Origin of the sequence: Streptomyces sp. NPDC037389 (genome assembly GCF_040636475.1) — a bacterium.
Taxonomy (GTDB): domain Bacteria; phylum Actinomycetota; class Actinomycetes; order Streptomycetales; family Streptomycetaceae; genus Streptomyces; species Streptomyces hesseae.
The window spans coordinates 375615-396394 of the sequence record NZ_JBEZUS010000004.1; the positions used below are offsets into that span (position 1 = coordinate 375615).

The window sequence follows — 20780 nt, forward strand, 5'->3', positions numbered from 1 at the left end:
GATCAGTGCCTAATCTCCGTTCAGAGATCACTTCCAACGGGGAGAAAGCACGTGTTCAAGAAGTACGCGGCGAAAGCCGGCCTCGTGGCGGGTACGGCCGCTCTGGTCGCCGGCGGGCTCGCCGGTACGGCCAACGCGGCCGAGGGCGCTCGCTACGTCGGTTCCGGCTACACCACCAGCGGCTCCGCCGTCTGGTGCGTGCAGCACCAGGTCAACAGCATCGCCGCCAAGGTCGGCCGGGCGCAGATCGCCGAGGACGGCAAGTGGGGCCCGCGGACCAAGGACCAGGTCGTCTGGTACCAGAACTGGGTGGGAGCGGACGCCGACGGGATCGTCGGGCCGACGACCGGCAACTACCTGCTGCGCTACGGCGACCAGTACTACGGGGGCCAGAGCGGCTACTGTACCGGCCTGATCCCGAGCGACTCGCGCCTCGGCGGGATGTACGTCTCCACCCACCTCGACTGACGCTCGACTGACAGCGGCGGGCGGCGAGACGTTCCGGGCGTCGTACGGCCGTTGGGGCGGTCGTCATGACGCCTTCCGCCGCACCGGCGTGAGCAGCGTCAGGTGCGTACCGGGCCGCTGGGGGCGGCCCGGACGGCGGGCGGAAGCGGTGCGGTGGACCACAGGGGCGGCTCCGGCGGACCGCCAGTGGTCGCCGCACCGCTTCGCCGTGTACATGGCCTCGTCGGCGGCGCGCAGCAGGTCCGACAGCCCGCCGCCGGGCCGGTGGGCGGGGCGGCACAGCCCGATGGAGGCGCGCGGCGCCAGCGTCACCCGGCCCGTGTCGAGCGGGGCCGAGAGCCGGGCGGAGAGACGGGTCATCTCCGCGTCCGCGTCGGCCTCCGGCGCGAGCCGCACCAGCGCGGTGAACTCGTCGCCGCCCAGCCGCGCGGCGAACCCGCCGCGCTCCCGGCACCAGACGGCGAGCCGCCGTCCGACGGCCGCGATGACCTGATCCCCGGCCTCGTGCCCGTGGGTGTCGTTGATCTGCTTGAAGCCGTTGAGGTCGAGCAGCAGCACGGTCGTGTGCGGATGCCGGAAGGCCCGGGTGGCGCGGGCGGTGAACTCCTCGCGGCGCATCAGGCCGGTGAGCCGGTCCGTACGGGCGCTGCGGAGCCGGCGGGAGAGGAAGAGCGCGTGGGCGGCCCACCCGACGGTCGGGGCGGCGACGGGCAGGGCCTGGAGTATGAGGTTCATCGTGCACCTTCCTGTGAGACGGGTTGACGTGCGCGACTCGCGTTTCTGCTGCGGTCGTTGAGGGATCTGTGAGTCCTGTGCTTCGCGGTGCTTGGAGCGACTCGGACGATTCATGTGGTTTCTGTGTCTCGTGCGTCTTGTGTGTGGTGCGTGCTCCATGAGTGCTTTGAGTTGTAAGGGAGTTCACGAGACGTACCGGCCGGAGCCGGATGGCTTCACCCGGTGAAGACGCCTGTCACTGTGTCGACTTATGGGCAATTCGGGGGAGATTCGCAGTGACTTGACGAAACGGTTCGCCACATGGGGCACATGGGACTTAAGGGGATCGAGATGGTGTGGATGCGATGCTTTTCGCAATGATGTGGGTTTAAGTCGGGCTCGTCATGCTTGCGAGGGAATGCGGACAGACTGGGGGTTCGGTGGAGATTCGGTGGGCAATTCTGGCGGTGCGACGTCGAACAAGCGCCGAGGTGGTCGGCCAACCTCCCGGCAACATCGAGTAGTTCTGTTCCTTCAGGAGGAATCGAAATGGCAAGCACCCGCACTGCCGCCCGCATCTTCGCCGCCCTCACGGCCCTGCCGATGGCGGCCCTCCTCTTCGCCGGCGTGGCCACGGCCGACGACGGCGGCCAGCTCGCCAACAGGGGCTCCAACGTCGCCGCCGCGGGCATCGTGGGGAGCGGCGTCGGGGGAAGCAACCACGGCAACAGCACCACGACCCTGTCGCAGGCCACCGGAAACGGAGCCACGAATCAGACCAACACCGCGAGCATCCTCAGTCCCGGACAGCACGGGCACAACTTCATCCAGCAGGAGAACGTGAGGATCACCTTCACGGAGCTGTGGCGCCACTGAGCGCGCGCCTCCCACCCGGGTGACACGGGTGATGTGGTGAGAAGTGGGCTGGGTCGGTACGACACCGCGCGGCGGCACTCCGGTGCCGCCGCGCGGCTTTTGTCATGTGTCTTGACACCGGCACGCAGCTGACGGACAGTCAGAAACTATGACCGTGGCCGACCTGTCCGCGCAGCTCACGGCGTACGAGGGGCGCCCCGCCGTCCTGGGCGGACGGGGCAGGGATCCCGTCGGCGCCGCGATGATCAGGCACTGGTGCGAGGCCATGGGAGTCCCGGCGCCGGGTGCCGAGGAGGGCGTCGAGGAGGGTGTCGAGGAGGTGGCGCCACCCGCCATGCTCCAGGTCTGGATCATGGGTGGGCTCTCCGGCGCCGTCGGTCGTACCGCGGCGTACGAGGAGCTCGTCGCCCTGCTCGACCGCGCCGGCTGCACCGCCGTCGTCGCGACCGACTGCGAGCAGGAGTACCTACGGCCGCTCCGGACCGGCGAAGAGATCACCTTCGACGCGGTGATCGAGTCGGTCTCCCCCCGCAAGACCACAGCGCTCGGCACCGGTCACTTCATCACCACCCGCACCGAGATCCGCGCCAACGGCGAGCTCGCGGGAATCCACCGTTTCCGCGTCCTGCGGTACGCGCCGGTTCGCCCCAGGGCCGCTCCCGCCGATCGCCCCCGCCCCGTGGTCAACCGCGACAACGCCGGCTTCTGGGAGGGCGTCGCCGGGCACCGGCTGCTCATCCAGCGCTGCACGGCCTGTGGAAGGCAGCGTTTTCCCTGGCTGCCGGGGTGTGGCGAGTGCGGATCCCCGCTGTGGGAAGCCGTCGAGGCATCGGGGGAAGGGGTCGTCTTCTCGTACGTCGTCATGCATCACCCACCCGTGCCGGGCTTCGACGCGCCGTACGCCGTCGGTCTGATCGAACTCGTCGAAGGCGTACGGATGATCAGCAATGTGGTGGGCGTCGAACCGGACCGGATCCGGATCGGGATGCCGGTGACGCTGGAGTTCGTCCGGGACCCGGAGGCGTCCGGGGGCCAGGAGCTGCCCGTCTTCCGGGCGTACGAGGAGGGCCTGTGAAGCCCGGCGACGAACTCCCCGTCCTCAGCGTCCCCGTCACCCGTACCCTGATCATCGCCGGGGCCCTCGCCACCAGGGACTTCAAGGATGTGCACCACGACCCCGAGGCGGCCCGGGCCAAGGGCGCGCCGGACATCTTTATGAACATCCTCACCACCCAGGGCCTCGTCAGCCGTTTCCTCGCCGAGCGGCTCGGCCCCGGCGCCCGGCTCAGGAAGCTGTCCATCCGGCTCGGGGTGCCCAACTACCCCGGCGACACCCTCCACTTGACCGGATCGATCACGTCCGTAAGTGAAGGCGAACACGCTGTCGAAGTCGCCATCACGGGCATCAACAGCCTCGGCCGTCACGTTACGGGCACGGCATTTGTGAACATCCCGTCCGTGCCCTCCGAACCGCCCAAGGAGGCCGGTCCATGACGGCCCTCGCCGCGATCGCCGGCATCGGCGCCACCCCCTTCACCAAGGACTCCGGACGCAGCGAACTCGCCCTGGCAGCCGAGGCCGTACGGGCCGCCCTCGCGGACGCGGGCCTCGCGCCCGGCGACGTCGACGGCATGGTCACCTTCACCATGGACACCAGCCCCGAGATCGCGGTCGCCCGGGCCACCGGCATCGGTGAGCTGGCCTTCTTCTCCCGGGTCCACTACGGCGGCGGCGCGGCCTGCGCCACCGTCCAGCAAGCTGCCCTCGCGGTGACGGCGGGGGTCGCCGACGTCGTCGTCTGCTACCGGGCCTTCAACGAGCGCTCCGGACGGCGCTTCGGCGCCGGGGTGCGGGGCCGGGAGCCCTCCGCCGAGGGCGTGGCGCTGGGCTGGGGCCTGCCCTTCGGACTGATCACGCCCGCCTCCTGGGCGGCCGTGCACGCCCGTCGCTATCTCCATATGTACGGTCTGACGACGGAGGTTTTCGGCCATGTCGCCGTCACCGACCGGCGTTACGCGGCCCGCAACCCCGCCGCGTACTTCCACGGCCGTCCCCTCACGCTCGCCGAGCACGCCGCCTCGCGCTGGATCGCCGAGCCGCTGCGGCTGCTGGACTGCTGCCAGGAGACCGACGGCGGCCAGGCGCTCGTCGTGACCTCCCTGGAGCGGGCGAGGGCGCTGCGGCGGCCGCCCGTCGTCATCGCCGCCGCCGCGCAGGGCGCGGCGCGCGGCCAGGAGCAGATGACGGGCTTCTACGAGGGCGATCTGGGCGGGCTGCCGGAGACGGGCGTCGTGGCGCGCCGGCTGTGGCGGGACAGCGGGCTGGGCCCCGCGGACATCGACGTGGCCGTCCTCTACGACCACTTCACGCCCTACGTCCTCATGCAGCTGGAGGAGTTCGGCTTCTGCGGGCGCGGTGAGGGGGGCGGGCTCGTGGCCTCCGGAACGTTGCCGATCAACACCCACGGAGGGCAGTTGGGCGAGGCGTACCTCCACGGGATGAACGGGATCGCCGAGGCCGTGCGCCAGGTGCGCGGCACGTCCGTGAACCAGGTGCCGGGGGCCGGACGGGTGCTCGTCACCGCCGGGAGCGGTGTTCCCACGTCGGGGCTCATTCTTGCGGCATCCGGATGAACCGAGGGCGTGTCAGCGCGGGGCCGTCGCGTCCGGGCCCCTTGACTCGCGGTTATGCCACGACCGAGAAAGATCATCGGATATCTCGTCGCCCTGATGGCGGCGCTGGCCCAGGTGGCCGCCCAGGCCGTGCCGGTCACGGCCGCCCCGGGCGCCCGGCCCTCCGTCTACCGGGGCCGGGGCTTCGACAGCTGTCAGGCACCGTCGCTGACCACCCTCGGCGCCTGGGGGGCGGGCACCTCGTACGGGGCCGTCGGTGTCTACTACGCCGGTCGCGGCCGGGCCTGCCCCCACCAGCGCTACCTCAGCCACCGCTGGCTCACCGGCGCCCGCGACCTGGGCTGGCGGGTGCTGCCCGTGTACGTCGGCTCGCAGTCGCCCTGTGTGCGCGCGGCCTCCAAGCGGGGCAACCCGATCGGCTACTACCCCTGGGACCAGGGCGAGGAGGAGGGCCTGGACGCCGTGCGCAGCGCCGATGACCTGGGCATCGCGGTCGGCAGCCCGCTCTACCTGGACATGGAGGCGTACGACTACGGCGACGAGGAGTGCGGCGGCACCACCCTCGACTTCATCCGCTCCTGGAGCGGCACGGTCTCCCGCCACGGCTACATCCCCGGCTTCTACAGCAGCGCCGAGTCCGGGGTGCGTCACATGGAGCTGGCCCGGCGGGACGGGCTGGGCGATCTGCCGGAGGTGGTGTGGTTCGCCCGCTGGAAGGTTCCCGCCTCGACGGACAGCGAGCGCGTGCTGTCGTCGGGCTCCTGGCAGCCGCACCGGCGGATCCACCAGTACGCCGGGAATGTCACGGAAACACATGGTGGCCGGAAACTGACCATCGACCGCAATGCCATCGACGCCCCCGTGGCGATCATCCGATGATCTCCGGAGATCTTCGGGCGATCATCCGGTACAGATCCTCCGGGGAGCGACGAAGGCATTCCGCCTCTCCCCCTCCAGGAGGTGGGGACAGCCCCACGCATACGACCTGAGGGGGATCGGGCTTCGGCACCTCCGGCCGATCCGCCGGTGGTGCCCCCGCTCCTAGCGTTGAAGGCATGACAGTGACCTCGACGTCTGTGTGCACCAGCGCTTCCACCGCCGCCGTGTACCCGTCGTTCTCTTCGTACGTACGGGCCCGCGGGCAGGTACTCCAGCGCACCGCCCGCTCGCTCACCTCGAACCCGTGCGACGCCGAGGATCTGCTGCAGACGGCCCTCGCCAAGACCTATCTGGCCTGGGACCGCATCGAGGACCACCGGGCCCTCGACGGCTACGTCCGCCGGGCGCTGGTGAACACCCGCACCTCCCAGTGGCGCAAGCGCAAGGTCGACGAGTTCCCCTGCGAGGAGCTCCCCGAGCGCGATTCGGCGCCCGTCGCCGACCCCGCCGAGCAGCAGGCCCTGCGCGACGCGATGTGGCGCGCGGTCCACCGGCTGCCCGACCGCCAGCGGGCCATGGTCGTCCTCAGGTATTACGAGGACATGACCGAGGTCCAGACCGCCGAGCTCCTCGGGGTGTCCGTCGGCACGGTCAAGAGCGCGGTCTCCCGCGCGCTCGGGAAGCTCCGCGAGGACCCGGACCTGTCGCACGCGGCGTAGGCGGGCCGGGCCCGGCGCCCGGTGCCCGGCGCACGCCGGGTGCGGAGCGTTTCTGCGCCGCTGCGCGGCTTGGCGCGGGGAGGGCGGAGGGCTGCGCCCTCGCAGCCCGCCCGCTGCGCGGCCGGAAGCGCGGACTCGGCAGGCGTCAGGCGCCCGGAAGCCGCGCCGGCAGCGATCCTCACCGCTGCGCGGCTCGTAGCCTCGGCGGATCCTGCTGCCTGGACGTAAGGCAGCGCGATCCTTCACGAGAAGGGCCCCAAGAGCCCCTCCGGAGCGAGACTTCCGCTGCCACGCGCACCCCTGTGACCTACGGGACGGAAGAGGTACTCCCAGGCACCGCCGATGCGCGATCCCGCTGCACCCACCTCCGCTTCGCTCCGGCAGCGGAAGCCTCCACGGCCCCGAGCCGCGCAGCGGTGAGGCTCACTTCGTGCGGGCTTTCCGGGCCCCGGCCCTTGCCGCGCTCGCGCTTCCGGCCGCGCAGCGGGCGGCCTCCGAGGGCGCAGCCCGCTGTCCTTCCTCGTCCCAAGCCGCGCAGCGGCGCAGAAACGCTTCGCATCCGCCGCCCCACCGGGCCCGGGCGTTCTAGACGGCGCGCCACCCACCCGACCGGACGCCGGTGATCAGCGCGCGGAATCGGTGCGGGGTGGTGGTGACGACCTCGCTCGGTGCGTCGCTTTCGCGGATCGCGATCGTGTGGGTCTGGGCGGCGGCTATCTCGACGCACTGCTCGCCGCCCTCGGAGTAAGAGGACTTCTGCCACGTGATGTCTGATCTCATGATCACAGTTCCTGTGCGATGTCGTGAATGAACTTGCGCGATGCCGACGGACCGAGCGACAACAGCGTCGCAAAAGCGAGGAGCGCCTGGTACCGCTCGAGATCCGCTGCCGCATCCAGGTAGCGCCCGTTCCACGACGTGTCGATATGCACGGTGTCGAGCTGTGGCACGACACCCCCTGCGTACAACACGGTCTGAGTGACTTGGATGAAGTCGTCGTGCGCGAAGGGAATGACCCGCAAGGTCACACGCGATCGTTCGGACAACTCGATGAGGTGTACGAGCTGTTCTCGTGCCACCTTCCTGCCGCCGACACGCATGCGCAAGGCGGCTTCGTGGATTAGCGCTTCGAACTGCGGTGGCTTCTCCCGGTCCAGGATGGCCCCGCGCTTCAGCCGGTGCTCCACACGGGCTTCCAGCTCGTCCTCCGGTAGCTCCGGGATGACACTGCCGAACATGGCTCGTGCGTAGTCCTCGGTCTGGAAGACGCCGGGAAAGGTCACAGGCTGGAGGCAGCGGATGAACGACGCGTGGTGCTCCAGCTCGGCGATGTCCAGGAATCCGGGCGCGAGGATGCCCCGGTACGCGTCCCACCACCCCTTGCCCCGGTGCTCGCGCGCGATGACGCAGAGCGCTTCGATCAGCGCCTCGTCATGGCAGGAGTAGAAGGCCGCCAATCGGCGAATGCGCTCGACGCCGATGCCGACACGACCGGATTCGATGTTGCTGACCTTGGCTTGATCGGTTCCGATCAAGCCGGCTGCTTCGCGGGCTGTCTTGCCCGCTCGTTCGCGCAGCTTGCGCAGTTCGGTCCCCAGACGCACCTGCCGGGCACTCGGGTTGTCCCTCGGTGGCATGTCACTCTCCCCTGCCGGTGCGCGGTGTCTCGCGCAACCGTTCCATCGGTCCACCCAATGGGGCCACCTTTTGGGAACAGCCTTGCCCCGGGTTATGCATGGCCCCTACGGTCCAGAACGTACCGCGTGGCACGCCGCGAAGACCCGAAGTGCAGTCATTCGCACGCCTATTGGGTGAAGCGGGTGACCGAGCCACGGATGGCGAGCGCAGCGCGGAAACCCGGAAACGAGCGCACAGGGAGACGACCATGACGTCGGCAACGCTCAGCAGTCAACTCCGCACCGCCACCTACCACCTGTCCGCCCCGGCGGACCCCACCACCCCCAGAATGGCCCGGGAGTTCGTCACGGGCGCCCTGGAGGCGACCCGCCACCCCACCCTTGTCGAGAACGCCCGCGTGTGCGTGTCCGACGTCGTGACGAACGTCGTCCAGCACGCCCGCGTCAACGGCCTGTCCGTGGAGGTGGTCGCCTACGCCCGGCATGTCGTCGTCGCCGTATGCGACACCGATACCGCGAGGCGGCCCTACTGGCGCCGGGCCGCCCACGCCGACGACGAGCACGGGCGGGGGCTCATGCTCGTACGGGCCCTTTCCCACGCGTCCGGCGTGAGCCTTGTCTGGGACGCCTTGGAGGTGATCGGCAAAAGCGTCTGGTTCGAGCTTCGCGAGACCGGGTGAGCCGGCTCAAGGCAACGCGGCACTGAGGGGCGGTCGCCCCGGCCCACCGGCCGGGGCGCGCCCGCCCGCCGCCCGCCGCATGGCGGGCCGCCTCAGCCGAGCGTCGTGACGATCAGCTCGCCGTCCGCGTACTGCTTGCGCAGCACCTTCTTGTCGAACTTCCCCACCGACGTCTTCGGCACCGACTGGAGCAGCGCCCAGCGTTCGGGCAGCTGCCAGCGGGCGACCCGCTCGCCGAGGAAGGCGCGCAGCCCCTCGTAGTCGACTGCCGCGCCGTCCCGCAGGACGACGGCGGCCAGCGGACGCTCGCCCCACTTCTCGTCGGGGACGGCCACGACGGCCGCCTCCGCGATCTCGGGGTGGGCCATCAGGTGGTTCTCCAGCTCGACCGAGGAGATCCACTCGCCACCGGACTTGATGACGTCCTTGGCCCGGTCGGTGAGGTTGAGGAAGCCGTCCGGGGTGATCGTGCCGACGTCGCCCGTGCGCAGCCAGCCGTCGGGGCTGAACTTGTCCTCGGGGCGGTACGGTTCGCCGTCCGCGCCGCCGTGGTAGGCGCCCGCGATCCACGGGCCGCGCACCTCCAGCTCACCGGCCGACTCGCCGTCCCACGGCAGCTCCTGCCCGCCGGGGCCGATCAGCCGTGCCTCGACCGACGCGGGCATCCGGCCCTGGGTGACGCGGTACGGCCAGGCCTCCTCGGCGTCCAGCCCGGCGGGCGGGAAGGCGACGGAGCCCAGCGGGGAGGTCTCCGTCATGCCCCACGCCTGCACGAGCGTCAGGCCGTGCCGCTCCTCGAACGCCTTCATCAGCGCGGGCGGACAGGCGCTGCCGCCGCTGATCACGGTGCGCAGGGAGGACATGTCGCGGGGGCGCGCGTCGAGTTCGCCCAGCAGGCCCTGCCAGATCGTCGGGACGCCGGCCGACACGGTCGGGCGCTCCTTCTCGATCATCTCGGCGAGCGGCGCGGGCTGGAGGAAACGGTCGGGCATCAGCAGCGAGGTGCCGGCCATGAACGCGGCGTGCGGCAGGCCCCAGGCGTTGACGTGGAACATCGGTACGACGGGGAGGCAGGTCTCGGCCGGGGTCAGCCCGAAGGAGGCCGCGGCGTTGACCTCCATGGCGTGGAGATAGACCGAACGGTGGCTGTACACCACGCCCTTGGGGTCGCCGGTGGTGCCGGAGGTGTAGCAGAGGGCGGCGGCCTGGCGCTCGTCGATCTCGGGCCAGGGGTAGTGGTCGCCGGGCTGCCCGGCGATGAGCTCCTCGTAGAGGTGGACGCGGGGCTTCACGCCCTCCAGGGCGGAGCGGTCGCCGGGGCCGGAGACGATCACGTGCTCGACGCTGTCGAGGTACGGGAGGAGGGGGGCGAGCAGCGGCAGCAGGGAGCCGTTGACGATCACGACGCGGTCGGCGGCGTGCCGCACGATCCAGGCGAGCTGCTCGGGAGGCAGTCGCAGATTGAGGGTGTGGAGCACGGCGCCCATGGAGGGGATCGCGAGGTACGCCTCGACGTGGTCGGCGTTGTTCCACATCAGCGTCGCGACGGGATCCCCCTCGGCGACGCCCAGGGCGCGCAGGGCGTGCGCGAGCCGGGTGGCACGGGTCCCGATCTCGGCGAAGGTGCGCCGCTCGGGCTCGCCTTCTCCCGTCCACGTCGTGACGCGGGCGCTGCCGTGGATCCGCGCCCCGTGGGCCAGGATCCGAGTAACGGTCAGCGGTACGTCCTGCATCGTGCTCTGCACCGGGAGCCTCCCCATTCTGCGCGCGCGTCGTTACGCGAGGGTCGTTCCCGGCGATTCTGCTGGCGTACCCGTCGGTAAGTCACTACCCGGAGGAAACGAGTCCGCCACACTCGGGGGGCCGGGCGTCCTTCCGCGTCCGCCGGGTGCGGCCTCCGTGGCGTCTGTAGCATCGGTGGCACCCCTGGGGCGCGGTGCGCGCCGCCGGTCGCGCCCCCAGGACACGAGGTGAGAGGAGCGCAGCGTGAGTGCCGCCGAAGACTCCGTCGAAGGGGAGCTCATCCCCCGGCCGGAACGTACCCCCGACGCTCTGCGCATGGCGCTCGCCCGCCTCGCTCCGCACCGCCTGGCCGATATGGAGAAGCAGAAGAGCGAGGCGTTCCAGATCGCCGCCGAGACCAACAATCTCGGGCCGATCCGCGGTTGGCTGACGATCTGGGCGGGCGAGGTCGAGGTGGAACGCCGTCCCGGTCTTCTGGCGCGTCGCCGTGCGGCGGAGCGGGCGGTGCAGTCGCTCGACCGTGACGACCCCGCGTGGCGCGCCGCGATGGACGAGATCCTGGCCGTACTCGACGAGGCCCGAGGGGCCGTGGGGTGAGCTGGGCCTGGGAGTACGCCCCGGACGAGCGGCATGTCGCCGGGGGCGCTCCTCCCGTCCTGGTCGCCCAAGGTGGAGGAGCGGGCGGCCGAGCTGGTGCGGGCGGCGGAGGCCCTGTATATCGAGGGCAGGTCCTACGACGGTTTCTCCCCGCAGGGCGGGAACGCCCTGGTGACCCATGGGATGTTCGTCTACCAGGTCGTTCCGCGCCAGGAGCGCGTCTACGTTCTTCAGGTCACCGCCTGGTAGTTCCGTCGGACTACGCCCGCCCCTCCCGCGCGACCAGCGGCCCGCCCAGCCAGCCCGCCACGACCCACGCCGTCGCGATCGCGCAGACGCCCGTCCAGCCCCAGTGGTCGTGGGCCGGGCCCGCGAGGGCGGAGGCGGAGGCGCCGCCGATGAACGCGGCGACGACGTAGGTGGTGTTGGCGGCGGCTGGCCTGTCCGTGGCGGCCAGGGCGCGGGTCTGGTTGGCGACCATGCCCGCCACGAGGCCCGCGTGGATGAGCGCCGCGCCCGCGCACAGCGCCCACAGGGCGTGCCCGCCGAGCAGGAAGAGCGGGACGGAGACGGCCGTGAGCACATAGGCGGCCGTGACGACGCGCGGGGCGCCGAAGCGGTCGATGAGGGCGCCGGAGAACGGGCCGATGACGGTGGAGACGAGACCGAAGAGGCCGAACAGCCCGGCCTCGCCCAGGGACAGGCCGTACGGGCCGTCCGCGTCGGTCAGCAGCAGCGTCAGCGTGGTCCACAGCGCGCTCCACGCGCCGAACAGGCCCGCCTGGCGCAGGCACGCCGCCCGCAGCCCGGCGGAGGAGGCGAGGAGGCCCGGCAGCCCGGCGATCGTCTTGAAGGGGTTGGCCGCCTTGCGCGGCCGGGCCTCGGCCGGCAGCAGGACGGCGGTCAGCAGGCCGACGGCCACGGTCAGGGCCGCCGCGCCGAAGAACACCGCGCGCCAGCCGAACGCCTGCCCGGCGAGCCCGCCGAGCACCCGCGCCGCGACGATGCCGGTGAACAGCCCCGCCCCTACCGCCGCCACGTGCCGCGCGCGCCGCTCGGCGGGCGCGCGCTCGGCGACGAGCGGGACGAGCAGCTGCGGTACGACCGTGGCGGCGCAGGCCACCAGGACGGCCGCGGCCAGCGCGGGCAGCCCCGGGGCCAGCCCGGCGGCGATCAGCGCGACACCGGTCACGGCCGCCAGGGTGCCGACGAGCCGGCGCCGGTCGGCCGTGTCGCCGAGCGGGGCGAAGAACAGCAGGCCGATCGCGTAGCCGAGCTGGGCTATGGAGGCGATCCAGCCGGCCCCGGAGGGGGAGGCGCCGAAGTCCTTGGCGATGAGGCCGAGGAGCGGGGCGGCGAGATAGATGTTCGCGGCGGTGACCGCCGTGCAGAGCGCGATGACGGCGAGCAGCGGGCCGCCGCCGGTTTCGCGGCGCTCGCGTATGGGGGGTGGGGTGTGGGTGTGGGTGTGGGTGATGGGTGACTGCGACTGGGTGGCGGTCATCGGTGTGGTTGCTCCCCCGGGGCCGGCTGGTAACCAACTGGTTGGTTGTCTTGCGGACGCACTGTCTCAAGTGACTACGGAGGCTGTCAACCAAATAGTTGGTTACTCTGTTCCCCATGGCAGGAGTCAGGGATCCCGAGGCCACCAAGGCCCGCATCTTCGAGGCGGCCACCGCCGAGTTCGCCGCGCACGGCATCGCCGGTGCCCGCATCGACCGCATCGCCCGCGAGGCGCGGGCGAACAAGCAGCTGATCTACGCCTACTTCGGCAACAAGGCCGAGCTCTTCTCCCAGGTGCTGGAGCGCCGGCTGATCGAGCTCGCCGCCGCCAACCCCGTCGACACCGACGACCTCGACGGCTGGATCGACCGGCAGATGGCGTACCACGCGGAACACCCCGAGCTGATCAGGCTCGTCTTCTGGGAGGGGCTGGAGTACGGCACCGGCGGCATCCCCCATGAGGAGGAGCGCGCCGACCATTACACCCGCAAGGCAGCCGCCTTCGCGGAGGCCCAGGCCCGGGGCGAGATCGACGCGACGATCCCCGCGCCCGACCTGTTCTTCATGCTGATCGCCCTCGTCTCGTGGCCGACCGTGCAGCCGCAGATGCGGCGGATCCTGATCGGCGACACGGACGAGGACCGGGAGCGGCTGCGCGCGTCCGTCCGCACGGCCGTGCGCCGCCTCATCGGCCGGGAGGCCCCGCCTGCCGGCTAGTTCGTCCCGATCTTCGCCAGCAGGTCCACGATGCGGCCCTGCACCTCCGCGCTCGTCGAGCGCTCGGCGAGGAAGAGGACCGTCTCGCCCGAGGCGAGGCGCGGCAGCTGGGCCGGGTCGATGTCCGCCGAGGTGTAGACGACCAACGGCGTGCGGTTGAGCGCGCCGTTGCCGCGCAGCCAGTCGACGATGCCGGCGCGGCGGCGCCGCACCTGCATCAGGTCCATCACGACCAGGTTCGGCCGGGTCTGCGCGGCGAGCGTCACCGCCTCCGAGTCCGTCGCCCCGCACACCACGTGCATGCCGCGCCGCTCCAGCGTCGCGGTCAGCGCGTTGGCGATGGGCTCGTGCTCCTCGATCAGCAGCACCCGCGGCGGGTGCATCTCGCTGTCGCGCGGCGCGAGCGCCTTGAGCAGCACGGCGGGGTCGGCCCCGTAGGCGGCCTCCCGCGTCGCGTGCCCCAGCCCCGCCGTCACCAGCACCGGCACCTCGGCCGCGACCGCCGCCTCGCGCAGCGACTGGAGCGCGGTACGGGTGATCGGGCCGGTCAGCGGGTCGACGAACAGCGCCGCCGGGTACGCGCTTATCTGCGCGTCCACCTCCTCGCGCGAGTGCACGATGACGGGGCGGTAGCCGCGCTCGGTCAGCGCCGCCTCCGTGGACTCGTCCGGGGCGGGCCACACCAGCAGCCGGCGCGGATTGTCCAGCGGCTCCGGCGGCAGCTCGTCGTCCATCGGCGGCCGCACGGCCTCCACGACCTGCACGACCTCGACCGCGCCATTGGGACCGTCGAGCGGCTCGGGGCCCTCGGCGCCGTCGTCCGGCGCCCCTATGGCGAACGCGCGGCCTTCGGGCAGCCCCAGCGACTGCGGGCGGGCGGCGCCCTTCGGTGCGGGTGCGGGTGCCTGTGCGGGTGTCTGCGCGGGTACGGGTGCGGGTGCTTGTGCCTGTGCGGCCTGCACCTGCGCCTCGCGCTCGCCCTCGGCCGGGTTCGCCAGCTTGCGGCGGCGCCCGGAGCCGACGGAGGGCGTCCCGGCGGCCGGGGTGTCTCCCGCGCCCGGGCCCTGCCCCAGCGTCCGCACGCTGATCGGCCGCGAGCCGGGCGCCCCGCCCGGCTCGCGCCCTGCCGCGCCGTGCTCCTCCGCGAGCGCGCGCCGCGCCCGGCGGCGCCCGGTGGGCGCCGGGGCCTCGCCACCCTGCTCGGCGTCGGGCGCCGCGTCGTGCGTTTCGCGCGGCGCGGGCGCGCCCGCGAGGGCGAAGGGGCCGGAACCCGGGCCGGCCGGTGCCGCCGGTCCGCCGGGCACGCCATCGCCGGGAGCCTGCCGGCCCTGTCCCGTGCCGGACGCGTCCTGCGCCCGCTCGCCCGCCGGACCGGTCCGGACCCCGTCCGGCTCGTCGGCCCCCGGGGCCCCGTGCCGGGCGCGGCCGCCGCCGGGCGCACCGCCCTGGCCGACGGGACCCGGGCCGTGCGGAGCGCGGTCGTCGCCCTGACCGTCGTACGGGCCGGGGGCACCGGGTGGTACGCCGTCGGTCACGCCGCCGCCGTCCTGCCGGGCACCGCCGGGCCCACCGGTCTGACCGGGCCGGGCGTCGTGACCGTACGGACCACTGCCGTGGCCGTCCTGGGGCGCGCCGTCCTGGCCGGAGCCGTGGCCGGGCCGCGCGCCCGGAGTCGGGTCGTTGCCGCCGCCGTACGGGCCGGGGGCCTCGGGGGCGGTGCGCCGTCCCCCGTCACCGGGTGCGGTCTGTCGGCCGGGGGTGCCGGGTGCGCTGTGGCGCGCGGCGTTGTCGGGCGTGCCGGGGACGCCGTGCTGCGCGTCGCCCTGGCGGGCGCCGTTCGGGCCGCTGCCCTGTCCGTCGGGGAACCCGGGTGCGGTCCGCGTGCCCGCCGTCCCGGGGCCGCTGTGACGTGCGGCCCCGTCGGGCGTGCCGCCCTGTCCGATGGGGAAGCCGGGTGCGGTCTGTCGGCCGGGGGCCCCCGGGCCGCTGTGGCGTGCGGGGCCGTCCGGTGCGCCTGCCTGCCCGGCGAGGAACCCGGCTACGGCCTGCGTGCCCGCCGCCCCCGGGCCGCCGGGGCGTGCGGTGCCCTGTCCGCCGGGGAACCCGGGGCCGTCGCGTCGGTCGCCGTCGACGGGCGGCGGTCCGTCCTCGCCGTACGGCTCGGCGCCCTGTCGGGCGAAGCCGGCGGGGGCGTCCGTCGGGTCGGGGCGGTCTTCGGGGGCCGGGGGCTTGCGGTCGGCGTCGGCTGGGGGGAGGGCGAAGGCCGTGCGGGGGACGGACGGCTCGGTGGTGGTCTGGACGGGGATCTGGCCCTCCGGCGTCGCCTCCGCCACGGCGCGGCGGGCGCGGCGGCCCGTGGGCGCGGCGGCGGGGGCGCGGTCGGCCTCCGCCGGCGGCAGCGCGAACGCCGCGCGCGGCGCCTCGCCCGGCTCCGCCGGCACGGCGGCCGCCTCGCGGCGCGCCCGGCGGCCGGTCGGCGTGCCCGTGGCCTGCGGCGGGACGAGCGCGGTGCCGGACCGTTCCGCCGACTCCTCCTCCGCGCGCGCCGGCCCCCGGCGGCGTCCCGTCGGAGCGGGCGCGGGCGCGGGAACGGGAACGGGAACCGGAACGGGCCCGGCGGCCGCGCCGCCATTGCCGGGCGCCCTCTTGGCCGTGGCCTCGGCGGTACCCGGACCGGTACCCGGACCGCCCTCGGCCGCCCCGGCCTCCGGCTCCGCCCCGCCCCGCCGCGCGCGCCTGCCGCTGCCGCCCTGTGGCCCAGCCTCATCGGCGGGCTCGGGCTCAGGCGGAGAAGACGGCGCCGCAGGGGCCTCGTCCGGGCTCGTGCCCCGGCCCCGCTGCGTCGGCATCGGCATGACCGTCGTCAGATTCTCCGTGTCCGGCCCGCGCCGCTCCGCGCCCGGCGGGACCGGGCCCGCGTCGGCCGCGACCGGCACCTCCAGGACGTACGCCTTGCCGCCCGACGAACCCGGCACGTCGTGCGTCTGGAGCACTCCGCCGTGGCGCCGGACGATGCCCCGCACCAGGGGGCCGTGGACCGGGTCGCCGCCCGGGAAGGGGCCGCGCACCTCGATGCGGACGACCTCCCCGCGCTGTGCCGCCGCGACGACGATCGTCGAGTCGCCGGAGCCCGTGCCGGAGGCCGTCGTGGCGCCCGTGGAGTCCACGCCCGCCACGTCCGCGATCAGATGGGCCAGCGCCTGTGCGAACCGTTCCGCGTCCACCTCGGCCTCGATGGCCGGCGCGTGCACGGCGAACTGCGCGCGGCCCGGGCCGATCAGCTCGATCGCGCCGTCGACGCCCGCCGTGACGACCTCGTCGAGCGCGACCTTCTCCCGGACGAGCCTGTCCGTGCCCGAGTCGAGCCGCTGGTAGGCGAGGACGTTGTCGACGAGGGTCCGCATCCGGGCGTATCCGGCGGCGAGATGGTGGAGGATCTGGTTGGCCTCGGGCCACAGCTGGCCCGCCGGGTCGTCGGCCAGGGTGCCGAGTTCGGCACGGAGCCGGTCGAGCGGGCCGCGCAGCGAGCCGTCGACCAGGTCGAGCAGCTGGGCGTGGCGCGCGGCCAGCGCGTCGTAGGGGCGGCGGTCGGTGAAGGTCATCACCGCGCCCACGAGTTGATCGCCGTCGCGCACCGGCGCGGTGGTGAGGTCGACGGGCACCGCGCGCCCGTCCTTCGCCCACAGCACCTGCCCGCGCACCCGGTGCTTGCGCCCGGAGCGCAGGGTGTCGGCGATCGGCGACTCCTCGTACGGGAAGGGGGTGCCGTCCGCGCGCGAGTGGTGGATCAGGGAGTGGAGCTCACGGCCGCCGAGGTCGCTCGCGCGGTAGCCGAGGATCTGCGCGGCGGAGGGATTGACGAGGACGACCTTGCCGGCGGTGTCGACGCCGACGACGCCCTCCGACGCCGCGCGCAGGATCATCTCGGTCTGGCGCTGCGAACGGGCCAGCTCGGCCTCGGTGTCCATGGTGCCGGTCAGGTCGCGGACGACCAGCATGAGGAGCTCGTCCTCATAGGAGGCGGAGGCGCTCGGCTCGGCGTACGGGGTGCGGCCGTCGAGGTTGGCGCTCGTCACCTCGACGGGGAACTGGGTGCCGTCGGTGCGCCGGGCGATCATGCGGGTGGGCCTGGTGCGGCCGCCGTCCGGTTCGTTCCGGGGGGCCCGCAGACCGCCGGGGATGCGCCGGGAGTCGAACTCCGGGAGAAGGTCGAGCAGACCGCGCCCGACGAGCCCGGTGCCGGGCACCTCGAAGGTCTCCAGCGCGATGTGGTTGGCGTTGACGACCGTGCCGTTGCAGTTGACGAGCAACAGCGCGTCGGGGAGGGCGTCGAGTATGGCTGCGAGGCGAGCAGCGCCTCGGGATGGCCTGCTGCTCACGACGACGCTTCCTCCCTGGTTACCGCACCTTGCCGACCGCTCCGGGCGGTTTTGCACCGCCTGGGGGGCCTGTCATCGAGGGGAAGTCTACGGGCTGCCGTGGTGGGCGCTACTGCGGATGACGGGTGTGCCGGGAGGTTCCGGTAAGCCTCTCCGGGGCGTCTCGGGCAGGCCGGACATGCCCCTCGTGTCCCCCTTCGTGGGGACGTTCCGGTCAGGCCGGAGAACTCCTCACGGGCGACTTCTTCGGCGAGCCCTTCGACTCCCCGAACACAGTGGAGAACCGGTTCCAGCGGGCCATCTCACAGCCGTTCGCCTTGCTGAAGTCCGCGTTCACCGGCCGTCCGGCCCACGTTCCGCTTACGTGCGCGCGGTCCGGTCCGCCGTAGACCATCGTGCAGTCCGAGCCCTTGGGCACGGGCGCGAAGAGGTCCTTCCCCCAGGTCGTCTGCCCGTCCAGCTGGTCGCAGGCCTCCTTGGCGCGCGGATGGGTGCCGCCGGCCGGGTGGCAGTAGAGCTCGTACCTGCCGTCGTGGCCGCCGGTGTCGGTCACGGTGACCGTGAGGTGGTCGGCGGACCGGTCCAGCCCGTCCAGCGGGATCGGGGCGGCCGAGGCGGCCGGCGCGAGCAGCGCGGGCGCCAGGGCGGCGGCGAGGGCGAGGCGGCGGAGCGGCATTCGGGGGACTCCCGGGGTGTGAGCGAACGCGGGGCCGGGCAGCCGGATCGCCCGGCCGGACCCCTCACCCGCACTAACGCTCCGGAGCGCCCCGCGTTGCGCGCCGCGAACGCCTTTGCTCCAGACACCTGTCGCCCGGTACCGTAGGGGTGCGATTGGTGACCGGCCGCAAGGTTGTGTCATCATCTGCAAGCACCCCTGGCGCACGCGCGAGGGGGGAGGAGGCGTCGCCTAGTCCGGTCTATGGCGCCGCACTGCTAATGCGGTTTGGGACTTCAATCCCATCGAGGGTTCAAATCCCTCCGCCTCCGCAGTAACCGTGAGCCCCGGTCGTCCCAGGACGGCCGGGGCTTTCGCGTATCCGCCGTGAATCGGCCGCGTATCCGCCGGTCGATCTTTCCGGGCCCTCGCCCGAGACCTTGAAAAACATCGTTTCCGCAGGTCAGAGGGGTCGCGGGCAATGGATTTCGTCTGACGGCGAGGTTCATGTAATGTTGTCCACGCAACGCCGACCGGCAAGAAAACGCCGGGAAGCCGAGCGCTCGTAGCTTAACGGATAGAGCACTTGACTACGGATCAAGAGGTTGCAGGTTCGAATCCTGCCGAGCGCACTGTCGGAAGATTCGTCTTCCGTCCGTCGCGGGGTGGAGCAGCTCGGTAGCTCGCTGGGCTCATAACCCAGAGGTCGCAGGTTCAAATCCTGTCCCCGCTACTAAGTCCGAAGGCCCGGTACGTTCTCGTACCGGGCCTTCGGCGTTTCCTCAGCCCTTCAGCGGCAGGGCCTCGGCCAGCGTGCGCCACTCCGCGAGCGCCAGGGTGTCGCGCCGGGGGTCCCGCTCCGCGTCGAGGACGACCTGGACGGCCAGGTGGTCCGCGCCCGACGCCAGGAACTCGTCGACCCGGGCCCTGATCGCCTCCGCGTCGCCGAGGGCGAAGAGCGCGTCGACGAGCCGGTCGCTGCCGCCTCCTCCGAAGTCCTCCTCCGTGAAGCCGAGCCGCAGCAGATTGTTGGCGTAGTTGGGCATCGGCAGATAGAAGGACAGATACGCGCGGGCGGTCTCCCGGGCCCGGGCCACGTCCGGATCGAGGACGACCTTCAGCTCGGGCGCCAGGACCGCGCCCTCGCCCAGCCGCTCCCGGGCCCGGGCGGTGTGCTCGGCGGTGACGAGATAGGGGATGGCGCCCGACGCGCGCTCCGCGGCCAGCGCCACCATCTTCGGGCCGAGCGCGGCCAGCAGCCGCTGCTCGGCGGGGACCGGCACGGGTGCGGTGTCGAGGGCGGTCAGATACTCCTTCATCGCGGAGTACGGGCGGGCGTAGGCATCGGACTTGTGGGCGTGGCTGGCGCCCAGGCCCAGCCGGAAGCGCTCGCGCCGGCCCGGCTCCAGCGCGGCGTACGCGGCGGCGACCTCGGTGGCGGTGTGGTCCCAGATGCTGAGGATGCTGGTGCCGACGGCGACGCGCTCGGTCGCGGCCAGCAGATGCCCGGCCTGGGCGACGGACGGGTTGCCGCCGATCCAGAGCGTGCCGTAGCCCAGTTCGTCCAATTCGGCCGCCGCCTCCTGGACTTCGCCGAGCCGGGCGGGATCGTCCACGCGAAGGCCGACGCTCCAGACGCCGATCGTGCCGAGCGACTCGGCCGCGCCATTGGTGCAATGATCATGAAGAGGTGCCATGGCGACGGCAACCGGAGGCGCCTTCCGGATATTCCCCGGCCAATTCTCAGACGATTCACAGGGTGCCGAAAGAGCGCTCTCACGCGCCCGTTCCACCATCGGCGGCATGACCATCGCCTCGCCCTACGGGCGTACTCAGCAGCGGCACGACGACGCGAGCGCCGTACGCGTCCTGGTCGTCGACGCCGAGTCCTCGCTCGCCGACCTCCTCTCCCTCGCGCTGCGCTACGAGGGCTGGGAGGTCCGGGCCGCCGCCGACGGCGCCGAAGCGGTCCGTCGCGCCCGGGAGTTCCGGCCGGACGCCGTGGTCCTGGACATGACGCTCCCCGACATGGACGCGCTGACGGCGCTGGGCCTGCTGCGGCGCGAACGGCCCGGTGTGCCGGTGCTGTTCCTCACCGGCAGGGACACCGCCGAGGACCGCGTCGCGGGGCTCACCGCCGGCGGTGACGACCATGTGGCCAAGCCGTTCGGCCTGGAGGACGCCGTCGCCCGGCTGCGCGGCCTGCTGCGCCGCTCGCGCGCCGCCGTGCCGCGCGGGGAGTCCGTGCTGATCGTGGGGGACCTGGTCCTCGACGAGGACAGCCGCGAGGTGTCCCGGGGCGGTACGGAGATCCACCTCACCGCCACCGAGTTCGAGCTGCTGCGCTTCCTGATGCGCAACCCCCGGCGGGTGCTCAGCAAGCCGCAGATCCTCGACCGCGTCTGGTCGTACGACTTCGGCGGGCGGGCCAACGTCGTCGAGCTCTACATCTCCTATCTGCGCCGCAAGATCGACGCCGGCCGGCCTCCGATGATCCACACCCGGCGGGGCGCGGGCTACCTCATCAAGCCGGCGGAGGCGGCGGCCGCGTAGGGCTCTCCGAGGACCCCCGAAAAAATC

At 72.7% G+C, this 20780-nt stretch carries 20 protein-coding genes and 3 tRNA genes; 15 read left to right on the forward strand and 8 right to left on the reverse strand.

The window, feature by feature from the left end:
- Nucleotides 1–51: 51 nt before the first annotated feature.
- Nucleotides 52–468, forward strand: a complete 417-nt coding sequence (locus tag AB0E98_RS11340; RefSeq protein WP_361701250.1) for a peptidoglycan-binding domain-containing protein — start codon at nucleotides 52–54, stop codon at nucleotides 466–468.
- 63 nt (nucleotides 469–531) lie between these two features.
- Here the strand turns inward: AB0E98_RS11340 and AB0E98_RS11345 are convergent, their stop codons facing one another.
- A complete protein-coding gene (locus AB0E98_RS11345; RefSeq protein ID WP_361701252.1) occupies nucleotides 532–1203 on the reverse strand; it encodes a GGDEF domain-containing protein in 672 nt (223 codons plus the stop codon).
- A 528-nt stretch (nucleotides 1204–1731) separates the two neighbouring features.
- Here AB0E98_RS11345 and AB0E98_RS11350 point away from each other — a divergent pair.
- The 6 genes from AB0E98_RS11350 (at nucleotide 1732) to AB0E98_RS11375 (ending at nucleotide 6289) form a co-directional block, all read left to right on the forward strand.
- Nucleotides 1732–2058, forward strand: a complete 327-nt coding sequence (locus AB0E98_RS11350) for a hypothetical protein (RefSeq protein WP_311613454.1) — start codon at nucleotides 1732–1734, stop codon at nucleotides 2056–2058.
- 148 nt (nucleotides 2059–2206) lie between these two features.
- Nucleotides 2207–3133 (forward strand): bifunctional MaoC family dehydratase N-terminal/OB-fold nucleic acid binding domain-containing protein, encoded by a 927-nt coding sequence (locus AB0E98_RS11355; RefSeq protein ID WP_361701254.1) that lies wholly within the window; start codon nucleotides 2207–2209, stop codon nucleotides 3131–3133.
- On the forward strand, nucleotides 3130–3552 hold the full coding sequence (locus tag AB0E98_RS11360) for a MaoC family dehydratase (protein ID WP_361701256.1): 423 nt from the start codon (nucleotides 3130–3132) through the stop codon (nucleotides 3550–3552). The genes AB0E98_RS11355 and AB0E98_RS11360 overlap by 4 nt, the downstream gene beginning before the upstream one ends.
- Nucleotides 3549–4691 (forward strand): lipid-transfer protein, encoded by a 1143-nt coding sequence (locus tag AB0E98_RS11365; protein ID WP_361701258.1) that lies wholly within the window; start codon nucleotides 3549–3551, stop codon nucleotides 4689–4691. The genes AB0E98_RS11360 and AB0E98_RS11365 overlap by 4 nt, the downstream gene beginning before the upstream one ends.
- Nucleotides 4692–4745: 54 nt before the next feature.
- Nucleotides 4746–5570 carry a DUF1906 domain-containing protein gene (locus AB0E98_RS11370; protein ID WP_361701259.1) on the forward strand — a complete coding sequence of 275 codons (825 nt, stop codon included), beginning with the start codon at nucleotides 4746–4748 and terminating at the stop codon, nucleotides 5568–5570.
- Between the two features lie 176 nt (nucleotides 5571–5746).
- A complete protein-coding gene (locus tag AB0E98_RS11375; protein ID WP_361701261.1) occupies nucleotides 5747–6289 on the forward strand; it encodes a SigE family RNA polymerase sigma factor in 543 nt (180 codons plus the stop codon).
- Nucleotides 6290–6874: 585 nt separating this feature from the next.
- On the opposite strand, the gene AB0E98_RS11380 is transcribed toward AB0E98_RS11375, so the two are convergent.
- Nucleotides 6875–7069 (reverse strand): DUF397 domain-containing protein, encoded by a 195-nt coding sequence (locus AB0E98_RS11380; RefSeq protein WP_361701263.1) that lies wholly within the window; start codon nucleotides 7067–7069, stop codon nucleotides 6875–6877.
- A 2-nt stretch (nucleotides 7070–7071) separates the two neighbouring features.
- Nucleotides 7072–7926, reverse strand: a complete 855-nt coding sequence (locus tag AB0E98_RS11385) for a helix-turn-helix transcriptional regulator (protein ID WP_361701264.1) — start codon at nucleotides 7924–7926, stop codon at nucleotides 7072–7074.
- A gap of 248 nt (nucleotides 7927–8174) precedes the next feature.
- Here AB0E98_RS11385 and AB0E98_RS11390 point away from each other — a divergent pair, with 248 nt between their 5' ends.
- Nucleotides 8175–8606 carry an ATP-binding protein gene (locus AB0E98_RS11390; protein WP_361701265.1) on the forward strand — a complete coding sequence of 144 codons (432 nt, stop codon included), beginning with the start codon at nucleotides 8175–8177 and terminating at the stop codon, nucleotides 8604–8606.
- A 92-nt stretch (nucleotides 8607–8698) separates the two neighbouring features.
- Here the strand turns inward: AB0E98_RS11390 and AB0E98_RS11395 are convergent, their stop codons facing one another.
- Nucleotides 8699–10351, reverse strand: a complete 1653-nt coding sequence (locus AB0E98_RS11395) for a long-chain fatty acid--CoA ligase (protein WP_361701267.1) — start codon at nucleotides 10349–10351, stop codon at nucleotides 8699–8701.
- Nucleotides 10352–10592: 241 nt separating this feature from the next.
- On the opposite strand from AB0E98_RS11395, the gene AB0E98_RS11400 reads away from it, so the two are divergent.
- Nucleotides 10593–10946 carry a hypothetical protein gene (locus AB0E98_RS11400; protein ID WP_361701269.1) on the forward strand — a complete coding sequence of 118 codons (354 nt, stop codon included), beginning with the start codon at nucleotides 10593–10595 and terminating at the stop codon, nucleotides 10944–10946.
- Nucleotides 10947–10979: 33 nt separating this feature from the next.
- Nucleotides 10980–11195 carry a hypothetical protein gene (locus tag AB0E98_RS11405; RefSeq protein ID WP_361701271.1) on the forward strand — a complete coding sequence of 72 codons (216 nt, stop codon included), beginning with the start codon at nucleotides 10980–10982 and terminating at the stop codon, nucleotides 11193–11195.
- 10 nt (nucleotides 11196–11205) lie between these two features.
- On the opposite strand, the gene AB0E98_RS11410 is transcribed toward AB0E98_RS11405, so the two are convergent.
- On the reverse strand, nucleotides 11206–12450 hold the full coding sequence (locus tag AB0E98_RS11410; protein WP_361701273.1) for an MFS transporter: 1245 nt from the start codon (nucleotides 12448–12450) through the stop codon (nucleotides 11206–11208).
- A gap of 116 nt (nucleotides 12451–12566) precedes the next feature.
- Between AB0E98_RS11410 and AB0E98_RS11415 the strand changes: the two genes are divergently transcribed.
- Nucleotides 12567–13166: a TetR family transcriptional regulator gene (locus AB0E98_RS11415; protein ID WP_361701275.1), complete on the forward strand. Its 600-nt coding sequence runs from the start codon at nucleotides 12567–12569 to the stop codon at nucleotides 13164–13166.
- On the opposite strand, the gene AB0E98_RS11420 is transcribed toward AB0E98_RS11415, so the two are convergent.
- Together AB0E98_RS11420 and AB0E98_RS11425 are read right to left on the reverse strand one after the other, a co-directional pair.
- Nucleotides 13163–17545 (reverse strand): PAS domain-containing protein, encoded by a 4383-nt coding sequence (locus AB0E98_RS11420; RefSeq protein ID WP_361701277.1) that lies wholly within the window; start codon nucleotides 17543–17545, stop codon nucleotides 13163–13165. The genes AB0E98_RS11415 and AB0E98_RS11420 overlap by 4 nt on opposite strands.
- A gap of 214 nt (nucleotides 17546–17759) precedes the next feature.
- On the reverse strand, nucleotides 17760–18221 hold the full coding sequence (locus tag AB0E98_RS11425) for an SSI family serine proteinase inhibitor (RefSeq protein WP_361701278.1): 462 nt from the start codon (nucleotides 18219–18221) through the stop codon (nucleotides 17760–17762).
- 220 nt (nucleotides 18222–18441) lie between these two features.
- On the opposite strand from AB0E98_RS11425, the gene AB0E98_RS11430 reads away from it, so the two are divergent.
- From AB0E98_RS11430 to AB0E98_RS11440, 3 genes are all read left to right on the forward strand, one after another.
- Nucleotides 18442–18532: transfer RNA gene (locus AB0E98_RS11430), tRNA-Ser, on the forward strand.
- A 227-nt stretch (nucleotides 18533–18759) separates the two neighbouring features.
- A tRNA-Arg gene (locus AB0E98_RS11435) sits at nucleotides 18760–18832 on the forward strand.
- 27 nt (nucleotides 18833–18859) lie between these two features.
- Nucleotides 18860–18933, forward strand: a tRNA-Met gene (locus tag AB0E98_RS11440).
- Between the two features lie 49 nt (nucleotides 18934–18982).
- On the opposite strand, the gene AB0E98_RS11445 is transcribed toward AB0E98_RS11440, so the two are convergent.
- Entirely contained in the window at nucleotides 18983–19897 is a 915-nt protein-coding gene (locus tag AB0E98_RS11445) for a TIGR03620 family F420-dependent LLM class oxidoreductase (RefSeq protein WP_361701280.1), read from the reverse strand.
- Nucleotides 19898–20003: 106 nt separating this feature from the next.
- Between AB0E98_RS11445 and AB0E98_RS11450 the strand changes: the two genes are divergently transcribed.
- A complete protein-coding gene (locus AB0E98_RS11450; protein ID WP_361701282.1) occupies nucleotides 20004–20753 on the forward strand; it encodes a response regulator transcription factor in 750 nt (249 codons plus the stop codon).
- Nucleotides 20754–20780 lie beyond the last annotated feature (27 nt).